General features: G+C 47.9%; 9 protein-coding genes. 6 read left to right on the top strand and 3 right to left on the bottom strand.

From position 1 onward, the window contains the following. The first annotated feature begins 629 nt into the window (after positions 1–629). From A3849_RS20245 to A3849_RS20235, 3 genes are read left to right on the top strand one after another with little or no spacing between them, the layout of a single operon-like run. The gene (locus A3849_RS20245) at positions 630–821 is read left to right on the top strand and encodes a helix-turn-helix transcriptional regulator (protein ID WP_074100668.1); all 192 of its coding nucleotides are present in this window, start codon (positions 630–632) and stop codon (positions 819–821) included. Next, the gene (locus A3849_RS20240) at positions 818–1282 is read left to right on the top strand and encodes a DUF6773 family protein (protein ID WP_074113038.1); all 465 of its coding nucleotides are present in this window, start codon (positions 818–820) and stop codon (positions 1280–1282) included. Before A3849_RS20245 ends, A3849_RS20240 begins: the two co-directional genes overlap by 4 nt. A gap of 56 nt (positions 1283–1338) precedes the next feature. Further along, positions 1339–2136: a hypothetical protein gene (locus tag A3849_RS20235; protein WP_074113045.1), complete on the top strand. Its 798-nt coding sequence runs from the start codon at positions 1339–1341 to the stop codon at positions 2134–2136. Here the strand turns inward: A3849_RS20235 and A3849_RS20230 are convergent. Then, positions 2131–3147 (bottom strand): alpha/beta fold hydrolase, encoded by a 1017-nt coding sequence (locus A3849_RS20230; RefSeq protein WP_074113037.1) that lies wholly within the window; start codon positions 3145–3147, stop codon positions 2131–2133. The two genes, A3849_RS20235 and A3849_RS20230, sit on opposite strands and share 6 nt — an antisense overlap. Positions 3148–3344: 197 nt before the next feature. Between A3849_RS20230 and A3849_RS20225 the strand changes: the two genes are divergently transcribed. From A3849_RS20225 to A3849_RS20215, 3 genes are read left to right on the top strand one after another with little or no spacing between them, the layout of a single operon-like run. Beyond that, positions 3345–4064: an MBL fold metallo-hydrolase gene (locus tag A3849_RS20225; RefSeq protein ID WP_074113036.1), complete on the top strand. Its 720-nt coding sequence runs from the start codon at positions 3345–3347 to the stop codon at positions 4062–4064. A 1-nt stretch (position 4065) separates the two neighbouring features. Further along, entirely contained in the window at positions 4066–4641 is a 576-nt protein-coding gene (locus A3849_RS20220; protein ID WP_074113035.1) for a TetR/AcrR family transcriptional regulator, read from the top strand. Positions 4642–4685: 44 nt separating this feature from the next. Continuing rightward, on the top strand, positions 4686–5375 hold the full coding sequence (locus A3849_RS20215) for an AlkZ-related protein (RefSeq protein ID WP_143191870.1): 690 nt from the start codon (positions 4686–4688) through the stop codon (positions 5373–5375). 85 nt (positions 5376–5460) lie between these two features. Here the strand turns inward: A3849_RS20215 and A3849_RS33010 are convergent, their stop codons facing one another. After that, positions 5461–5634, bottom strand: a complete 174-nt coding sequence (locus A3849_RS33010; protein WP_178382754.1) for a hypothetical protein — start codon at positions 5632–5634, stop codon at positions 5461–5463. Between the two features lie 228 nt (positions 5635–5862). Further along, a complete protein-coding gene (locus A3849_RS20210) occupies positions 5863–7092 on the bottom strand; it encodes an aminopeptidase (RefSeq protein WP_074113033.1) in 1230 nt (409 codons plus the stop codon). Between the last annotated feature and the right edge of the window lie 16 nt (positions 7093–7108).

Raw genomic sequence — 7108 nt, 5'->3', positions numbered from 1 at the left:
ACAACAAAATTTTTAAGAAACACAGCATCTTCTTGCTCTAGGGCAAGTATCCATACAGGTATTTTATCTATCTCCAAACTGAACCATCCTTTCGTATTATTATTAATAATGTTCATTATAACATTAATTATATTAAGGTCAATATATACAATGACTTTTACCCGGATACGTTCAATCTAAAGGGAGCCTATCCACAGGGTACGCCAAGAGCGACAACAGCGACCAGAGCTACCATCTTGGCGATTAGTTCCCTCGAAACAATGTACAGTTTATCTTTCTTTTCCAACAGCCCATTGATACTTACAAGGACCCACAGAACACACAAAACATAGCGGTTCTGGTTCCCGTCTCCATATTGGTGCAGAATTTCCAGCTGCAGCGTGGGAGTGGGGAATCGGCACGATATGGAAGACCAATCCATGTAAAGATATCTGGAAACGCTAGGATTATACTTTCGTGCCTATAGCATCGTCATCATTCCAGTACTTCTTTTCGGGCATCCTGCGGGATGTCTTTTTGTATAATAACATGCATGATGCAATATATAATGTACATGATGACGTTTATAGATTACAATATTACCATTCTATAATGATTCAGGAGGGGGACAGGTGGGCGAGCAGAAGAATATGAAGCTGAAGCTGGCGCGGATTCAGAAGGATCTGTCCCAGGAGCAGCTTGCGGAAGCGGTAGGGGTCACGAGACAGACAATCGGGCTGATTGAGGCCGGCAAATATAATCCGTCCATCCGGCTATGTATTGCCATCTGCAAGGTATTGGGGCGAACCTTAAATGATATTTTCTGGGAGGAAGAAGCATGAAGAATAGTGGTTACAAAGATGAACGTCTTACAGCCGAGAATCAAAAGCTGAATTCACACGGCTTTCTGATTGTGCTTGTGGGGCTGTTGATCAGCATAATGGTAAAGGTATTTATTCTGCAGTGGGATATAAAGTACTGGTTGGATGTATTTCTTATTCTGATGGCAGCCTGCCTCTATATTACGGTTAAGGGGATTCGTAGTGGTCTCTACCTACTTTCGGGCAGAGCCGGAGAGAAGCAGAAGTTCAAGAAAGCAAATCTGCTGAGCGGTGCCATAGGGGCAACCGTCTGGACGGTCCTGATGATCAGCTATGATCTGCTGGAAAGCGGAACGACAGATTTGTTCAAAAATGTGGCAAGCGCATTGGCTGGGGGTGTGATATTTTTCTTTGGCATCAACTGGATACAGAGAGCGATGATGAGTAGATCAACCCAAAATGCTGATAAACCCCTGGACTGAATCCAATGCATAATGCTTTCTTGAATCGTATAAATCAGATGGAGGGATGCATGAATATGGACAAAAGAGCCAAGAAAGTTCTACAGACAACCTTTTGGTCTTCGGCTGGCTGGAAGAGTGCTCCAGCTGTATACACTGGTGAAGATTTTGAATATGCCAAAAGCCATGGACTGATGTTTGATCCGGTTACGATCACACATGACGAATGTGTGAGGCGGATTCGAGAGCTTCATCATAGCACCGTCACCAAAGAACGGGTAGCAGCAGCTTTTGTACATAGCCTGTCTACGCGGAAAGTTCATTTACGGAGTGCGTTGTCCAGCTGGGCGCTAACATCTGGGATGGAACTTCATACCTATGAACAGCGCCCATTGGAGAGAGCCAGTTATAGTTGCTGTGGAGATTGTAACGCGGGTAAAATCATGTCCGACAAGAACTATGTAAATGCAGACCTGAATGTGCTTAACTTTGAAAGGGTGAAATGGGGCGGGGTCCGTCTTAACCAGCTTTTGTATTGTTGGATGGATCTGGAACTGTTAAGTCGAGAAGAAGAACACAGTATTAGTAGAGAAGATTTGGGTATCCTCAGACGCCTGATAGAGGTAGTGGAAGAGTGTGATCCAGGCGATACGGCACGTAAACTGGAGACGCGCTGGAAAGACCTGTTCCCGTCAAGTAAGCAGGAACGTGATGTGCTTATGGAGATTTGGGGTTTTGCGGGAATATTGGTGCCGCAGGAAGAGCCCCGGCAGGGGCGCGGCGGATATGGTGATTTTATCTCTGTTGCCAACTGGCGGGGAGAGGATAGAGTCTCCCGGGAGAAGCTGGAATTTTATTTTGGTACAATGCTATGAATACAAAGAGAGCAGGCTGCGTATCGTCTCGATGACTAGCTCCGGCTGATCATGAATAATCATATGGCCGCTTTGTTTAGCAATGATGAGTTCACTGTCTGTGGAGAGGTTCAGCATGCTGCGCTGTCCGGCTTGCCAGATCGCTTCAAGCTGCTTACCGCCTGCTTCGGAAAATCCAAATGAAGCATAGTCCTGCGGAAGACCCCGGGCAATGATACGCACCGGAAGAGCGCCGAAGGTTTGCCCGCGGATAGCATCCTCGGTTGAACCTGCCAAGGCGCCTTCTTGCTCTTTGGCAGCAAAATAGCTTGGTGTAGATATGACATTAATGAACTCACCCCGATCTTCCTTCGCAACCATACCTGCCAACAGGCTGTTCTGGAACAACCGCATAACACCAGAACGCTTCAATACGGTGAGCATGGCAGCGGATGGATTCCCGGCAAAATACTCTGCTTTTAGAATAGATGCTGTCTCCCGTTCATCATTCTCCGGCCTGGCATCCACCAGTACGAGACCCAGGACGTCATCTCTATAGGTCTCAGTGAAGAGACGAGCGTACATTCCGCCAAGGGAATGACCAATCACCACATACGGGCCGGGTAAACCTTCGTTCATAAGCGCGTCATGCAGCTCTCGGACAATATTAGCACCGGTTCGCGCATTGGGGGATGACTCGCTCCAGGCATAACCAGCACGGTCATAACTGACCACAGTTGCGATTTTAGCCAACTCTTCAGGGATATTCCTCCACGATAAGCTGGTCTCGCCGCTTCCCGCTTCGAGAATAATAGTAGGACCCCCGGAACCTTGTTTGTTTAGGTGCAGTTTGAAGCCACCGGCTTCTACCAGTTTTCCTGGTGGCGGATATTGCTTTTTAGCCATATTCGAAGCTATAGCTTCATACAAAAATCCTGAGCCCACTAGGAGGATTATTGCAGGTATAACAAACAGCAGTAGCCTTTTTCCGTAACTTTTTGCTTTGTTTTTCCCAGATTTGAATCGGTTCATACTGGCAGCATGCCTCCTTTATTTAATACAAATGTATTATATAAAGCGGATAATACCACATAACGTTTTGAAAAAGTAGACTTTATATCCCTAATATAGAATAAAAAGTCATCCTGCATATTTGAGCATTAACACTTGAAAAACTAATTACAATAGTTTATATTATAACTAATGACATTAGTTTTGGAGGGGTTCGGATGAGATTAACTCAAGAAGGCCATTTGCTGCAGCTGACCTGGATGCCTAGATTCTTTCCTGTGAATTGTTATCTGGTAGAAGAAGAGGATGGACTCACGTTAATTGATGCTGCGATGCCGTTCAGTGTGCAGGATATTATGGACACAGCTGTTAAGCTGAACAAACCGGTTAAGCGCATCATATTGACACATGCTCATGGTGATCATGTTGGAGCGTTGGATGAACTGAAGAAGCGGCTTCCGGCAGCGCTTGTGTATATTTCTGAAAGAGACTCCGCTTTGCTTAGGGGTGACCGATCTTTGAGGGCTGACGAATTGCAGACGCCAATAAAAGGCAGTGTTCCGGCTAAAATCACCACTGTGCCGGATATCCTGCTGCGGGAGGGCGATGCTATAGGCTCGTTAACAGCCATTGCGACACCGGGTCATACGCCGGGTTCGATGTCTTTTCTGGATCAGCGTACCGGCGCTCTTGTGGTTGGAGATGCGTTTCAGACTTTTCGCAGGACAGCTGTATCGGGAACGGTTGTACCGTTGTTCCCTTTCCCTGCGATGGCTACCTGGAATAAAGCCAAAGCACTGGAAAGTGCGATGAAGCTCCTTAAGCTTTCACCGAAGCTGCTAGCTGTAGGACACGGGAATCTGCTGAAGGTACCGGGCGAACAAATGATGTTCGCGATTCACCAAGCCGAAAGCATGCAGAAGAAAGGAGGGAACTGAATTGTCACCCAGAGCTGGATTGGACACACGTACTTTAGTACTGGCAGCTGTTGAAATTGCCGATGAGCAAGGAATAGAAGAAGTGACCTTGGCTGCGCTCGCAGCCAAGCTGGGCGTACGTTCACCGTCGTTGTATAATCACATTAACGGACTTCAGGGTCTGCGTTCATTGCTTGCAGTACACGGTCTTGAATTGCTCTATGAGGCAATGTCTGCTGCTTCTGATGGACTGAAGGGGGATGCAGCTGTGCACGCTATGGGACAGGCGTATATTGGCTTTGCCAGGCAGCATCCCGGACTGTATGAGACCACGCTGCGGGCGCCAGAGGAAGGAAATCCTGAGTTGAAGAAGGCGAGCGAACAGGTGCTGTCATTAATTATTGAAGTGTTGTCCGGCTATGAGCTTGGCGCAGAGGGAGAATTGCATGCGGTCCGGGGCTGGCGGAGCTTACTGCACGGATTTGCTGCCTTGGAGAACAAGGGAGGATTTGGCATGCCACTGGATACTAACGTCAGCTTAAACCGGCTGATTAGCACATTCATTGCAGGTATCCGCAGCATGAGCTTAGGCGAGTAGATCAGAATCAAGGACAACAAGTTGAATCTATGGAGGTAATATTCGTGGGCAGAACGGAAGAACAAGGCGTAGTCACGACTTATGAGGAAATGAAAGAGGTTATTGGTAAGCTGGGCATCCTGCCGTTGGCCTCACTCATTCCGGAGCATCCCTCCGTGAACGGATTGACCCTGGCTGAGAATTGGCATACGGATACAGAGCTGGATCCATGGTCCTGGCGTGCCCGTTTTCCCGGTGAAGGTGTGGCTGCATATGGAAAGTTCATTCGGAAAAAGGCAATCCTGGTTTCCAGTGAATGGTTCCCGGCTTATGTGGCGGCTGCGGGCAGCCAGCGTTCCTTAGAGGAACGTTATGATAGCGGACTGTGCAGCAGGGAAGCGTTAACCTTACTACAGATCATCCGTGACAATCAGGGAATTGAGACACGCGAACTCCGTTCGCTGGCGGATATGAAGGCAAAGGAGAAGAAAACTGCATTTGACAATGCCGTTACGGAACTGCAAGGCACATTGGATATTGTCATTTCAGGAGTTAAGGAGCGACATAATGCGGCTGGAGAGAAAAATGGGTGGAACAGCACTTCATTTGAAACGGTAAGCCACTGGATGGCGGATTATAAGATACCGGCATTTACAGGAACGAGGGAAGAAGCAGTGACGTGGCTGCATTCGCGTATGGAACAGGACTGGCATCCCAGCGCTATTAAATGGCTCGGGAAAGTATTGTCCTGGTGAATAGAAATAAAGGCTGATTCTTTCCCCAAAAGGAAGGTGTCAGCCGTAAGCGCTTTCTATGGAGCATATATAATTAATAAGCTTCTTACAGCATGGGGGCCAGGTAAGCAATCAGAAAATACAGGAATCCAAAAAACAGCATGACATAAGCCGTGTACTTGATGGCATTGGAAGCAACGATACTTGAGTCGATGGGAGCTTTGACATCAGTGCGTTCAACTTCAGCCGTTTCCAGGTCATGGGAGAGTGATTCTTTCATCGGGACAACCTCCTTGGAAATAGAATCCTTAACTGTATTGTGACATAATTGTGAATTAAATTCAACAATATTGTGAATATATTTTGAACAAAACTTCAAAAATGGACTGTTTATATCATTAAACCTAGCTCGTTAGGCAAAAAAACACCCTTGAGCCCTCTTTTATAAGAGAAACTCCAGGGTGTTTTGTGTTAGGGATGGAAATGTCAAGCCGTCGACGAAGTTGGATTAAGCCCAGTTTCCGTTGCGGAAGATAGGTTCAGCAATACCATCATCCGTGATTCCATCGATATTCATCTCTGCAGATCCCATCATGAAATCTACATGTGTCAGGCTCTGATTCATCCCGTGCTCTGCCAGCTCTTCTTTGCTCATAGTAGTCCCTTGCTCCAGGGTAAAAGCATAAGCTGCACCTATAGCCAGGTGACAGGAAGCATTCTCATCGTAGAGCGTAGTGTAATACAGAATACCGCTTTCCGAGATAGGAGAGTGGTATGGTACCAGGGCCACTTCGCCAAAATAAGCGGAGCCTTCATCCATCGCCAGCAACGACGCCAGAGCTTCCTGGCCTTGCTCGGCTGTAAAGTCTGTAACTTTCCCATTTTCAAGTGTGAGGGTGAACCGGTCGATGATCTTACCGCTGTAGCTCAGCGGTTTGGTGCTACTGACTTTGCCGTTCGCCCCTGTCTTAAGCGGAGCCGTAAATACTTCTTCTGTAGGAATATTAGCGAGAAAAGGAACCCCTCGGCCGTTGACAGCCCCAGCCTGGCACCAGATATGGCCTTCAGGCAATTCAAGCGTCAGATCCGTGCCCGGGGCGGTGTAGTGCAGCTTGCGGTATCTCTTCGCATTAAGAACATCACAGCGCTGCTTCAGGCCCCCCAGGTGGAGGCTCCAGGCTTCAACCGGATTTTCCTGGTCTGCTCTGACTGCTTTGAAGATAGCATCCCACAACAGTTCTACCTGCTGCTCTGGCGGAGCGTCCGGGAAAACTTTGGCTGCCCATACTGGGGAAGGGTAAGCTACCAGGCTCCAGCTGACATGGTTACCCATCAACAGTTCACGGTAAGGAACCATGGCTTGACCTGCTGTACGCTGATTGTCTGCAATACGGACGGGATCTATGCCGTTCAGCAAATCTGGATTCGTCGAAACGATCGACAGGAAAGCCGCTCCGCCGCGTGCCAGATCCTCCAGCTCATCTGCTTGCCATTTTGGTGGTTCGAGGAAGCTTTCGGAAGGGGCTAGCTCATACCTTGTCCGGGTGACAAGCTCATCCGTATAATTCACTTTGACCAGCTTTGCCCCGGCTTCATAGGCTTGACGCACAACCAGGCGCACCAGTTCAGCAGAAGCAATGTCAGCGTTGACCACAAGGGTCTGCCCCGGTTGAATGTTAATTCCGATTTTTACAGTCAATAGTGCGTAATTCTCCAGCTTTTGCTTGAAACTCAGCATAGTTAAAGCTCCTCTC

Source organism: Paenibacillus sp. P46E (genome assembly GCF_001909095.1).
Taxonomy (GTDB): domain Bacteria; phylum Bacillota; class Bacilli; order Paenibacillales; family Paenibacillaceae; genus Paenibacillus_AQ; species Paenibacillus_AQ helianthi.
Note: the sequence above shows the minus strand (reverse complement) of the source record. Positions and strands in the feature narration are given on the sequence as shown.